This window comes from Nonomuraea sp. NPDC001684 (assembly GCF_053596515.1).
Window position 1 is genome coordinate 1 of sequence record NZ_JBSFGJ010000694.1, and the last position, 3187, is coordinate 3187.

Consider the following 3187-nt stretch of genomic DNA (forward strand, 5'->3'; position numbering starts at 1 on the left):
GCCGTGGGACTCACCACGGCCCCGGCCCACGCCGCAGCCCCGGGACAGCCGTCCTGCGTCCCGGGGGACTGCTTCACCGTCGACGTCTCGCTCGATCGCGCCCCCGCCGTGGGGCAGAGCGCGAAGCTCACGGTCGAGGTGACCCCGAAACAGGACCTGCCCGACGCCACCACGATCATCGAGCTGCCGGACACCCTGAAGTGGGCGACCCCGCCCGCCGGGCTCGACCGCGCCGCCGCGACGATCGGCCGCAGCCCGGTGGACCGGGCCACACGGACCTGGCGGGCCCGTGCGGGCCGGACGGTCCGGTACGAGGGCGTCGTCACGGCGGTCGGGCCGGGCCCCGCCTCCATCCGCGTCCAGGCCCGCGACGGGCGTCCTGGGCCCGCTTCCGGCGGGCTCGCCTACGTCACCGTGGGCGCGCAGTCGTCGGTGTTCGGCATGCCGCGCGAGGGCCGCGGGCGCCGTACGGAGAGGACCGCGAGGGCGGCGGCCGGCGACACGTGCGTGCAGGGGCGCGTCACCTACTTCAAGGCGGACGGAACCGTCGGCGGCGTGCCCATGGCCGAGGTGGACGCGTTCGACACCGACACGAACGGCCGGCTCAGTCTCGGCTGGGCCGAGACGGACGCGTCCGGCGCCTACAAGCTGTGCTTCCCCGGCACCGAGGAGGACGGCACGGGCCAGGACGTCAACATCGAGGTCAGCCCGGTCAGCAATTACTGGTCCGTGGGCTTCTCGGAGAAGGCCGGCGACATCTACACCGACGCCGGCCCGACCACGCCGGACGTCCCTCCCGGCACGTCGGTCACCGTCATCGACTACCGCAGCGCGGCCGGCGACCCGATGGAGGGGGCGTTCCGCCTGCACTCGGCCGCCTACGACACGTGGAGGGCCTACACCGGCTGGCTGAACGACCCGGCCGACGACTGCTGGAAGCCGGGCGAGCAGAACTGCCAGTCGGTGACCATCATCTGGCGGCCGGACAAGGTGCTGCCCACGTCGTACTACTGCCCGGGTGCCGGCCCCGACTGCCTGGGCCGCTTCCAGATCAACCTGGACGCCTCGATACCGCTGGAGAAGATGACGCTTCCCCACGAGCTGGGGCACTTCATCATGGACTACACCGGCGTGCGGCCGTCGACCGGCGGCGCCTGCGGACAGCACTTCATGTGGGCGCCGATGATCAACCCGACCTGCGCCTGGATCGAGGGGTGGGCCGACTGGGTCGCCGTCCAGACCTACGACGACACGCACTACCGGTGGCCGACCTCCGCGATCGACCTGGAGAGCCCGCGCTGGTTCAGCGACGGCTGGCCGACCGGGGCGGACGCGGGCAGGACCGAGGGCCGCGTGGCCGGGGTGCTGCTCGACCTGGCCGACTCCGGAACGCGGGACGAGAAGTACTGGGACCTCGGCGGCGTCGGGCCCGAGACCGTCGTGGCCGCGTTCAGGAAGGCGGTCGCCCAGGACCTCGACCACTTCCTGACCCTGCTCGACCCGCAGCACCACGACCTGGCGGAGGCGGCGCTGTTCCAGAACGCCGTCTCCACCCAGCACGTGGAGGACCTGGCCGACCGGCATCCGATCCGCCGGCCCGCCAACGTCCCGCTGCAGACGGCCTTCGTCACCACGCCCGGCAAATGGCACGTGGTGGCCGCCGTCACCGGACCGGACGGCGCGGACGTCGACCTGACCACCACGCCCAACGCCGGCGGCGACGCCGTCAGGAGCGCCGACTGGACCGCCACCAGCGCGGACTTCGTCGCCGTGCAGCCCAGCTCCGCCACCCGCAACTGGTTCGTCAACTCGGTCAGCTCCGACGCCGACTACGAGGAGTACGCGATGGAGGTGACCGAGGCGGCCGCGGGCAACCTGGAGGCCGGGACGCCGCAGGAGTTCCCCATCGCCGCCGGCAGGCTGGCCGAGGTGCGCACGACGTGGATCGAGAAGGGCGTGCCCGCCACGCTCACGGTCGTGCCGCGCAACGGGCAGGACCTCGACCTCTTCGTGATGGCGCCCGACTCCGCCGCGTGGGGGCTGCCGCGTTCCGCCGCCCGCAAGTCCGCGAGCGGCGGCCCGAACAAGATGGAACGCCTGACCATCAGCGACCCGAAGGTGACCGGGTTGTACGCGGTCATCGTGGTCAGGAAGGCCGGCGACGGAAACGTCCTGCTGACCCGCGTCTGACCCCGGGGGTGCCCCGCGACGCGCGCGGGGCACCCGTCGAGGGCTACCTGGCCGCGAAGTCCTGCGTCCAGTGGACGGGGCCCTGGCCGTTCCTGGCCGCGCCCACGCCGATCACCGTGTACCGGCAGTTCATGATGTTGGCCCGGTGACCCGAGCTGTTCATCCAGGAGTTCATCACGGCGGCCGGGGTGGCCTGGCCCCTGGCGATGTTCTCGGCGAAGGCGGTCCCGCCGGTGAAGCCGGCCGCCCTGATGCGGTCCATGAAGCTGCGGCCGTCCTTCGAGGTGTGGTTGAAGTAGCCCTTGGCGGCCATGTCGGCGGAGTGGCCGTACGCCGCGGCGCGCAGCTGGGCGTCGTGCTTGAGCGGCTGGCAGCCGCCCTTGGCGCGCTCGGCGTTGACCAGGCGCAGGACCTCGTTCTCCTCGGCGGTGCCCACCGTGCCGGCGGGGCCGGTCGCGGTCGGCTGAGGGGCCGGGGTGGCGGTGGCCGTCGGGGTGGGCTTGGGGGACGCCGTGGGCGTCGGGGCCGGGGCGCAGGTCAGCCGGACCGCCCTGGACGTCGCGCCGCGGCCCCGGTGGTCGGTGGCGACGGCGTAGTAGACGCCGGGCGCGCAGGGGAGGGTGAGCGCGACGCTGCCGGACCGGGTGGAGCCGCTCTTGACGACGGGGTCCGTGCCCGGGACGGCGCGCTTGAGCCGGACACGCAGGAGCGCGTCCGTGAGGCAGCCCTGACGGGCGGCGGAGGCGACGATCTGAGCGGTGTCGTTGACGCGAGGCGTGGCCACGGTGACCCGGCAGCGGCCGGCGGCCTCGCTGCCGGCCGCGGCTGCCGTCGCGGCGTTCGCCGGGGTCGTCGGCGTACCGAGTGCAGCCAGGCACACCAGGCCGGCGAGTACCCCTAGGGGCAATGCCGGGAAGTTAAGGGCTTTGGGCTGCTGTCAACTGGTGTTCGGTGAGGATGTTGATGGTGGTGCTCGCGCGGTGGTTGGTGCGGTCGA

General features: G+C 73.1%; 2 protein-coding genes. One reads left to right on the top strand and one right to left on the bottom strand.

Annotated features, from left to right (window positions below):
• Positions 1 to 2190 (top strand): hypothetical protein (locus ACWCSD_RS50210; protein ID WP_449926546.1); only part of this gene is annotated, 2190 nt, incomplete at its 5' end.
• A gap of 43 nt (positions 2191 to 2233) precedes the next feature.
• Here the strand turns inward: ACWCSD_RS50210 and ACWCSD_RS50215 are convergent.
• Complete coding sequence (locus ACWCSD_RS50215) at positions 2234 to 3097, bottom strand: CAP domain-containing protein (protein WP_449926549.1); 864 nt, start codon at positions 3095 to 3097, stop codon at positions 2234 to 2236.
• Between the last annotated feature and the right edge of the window lie 90 nt (positions 3098 to 3187).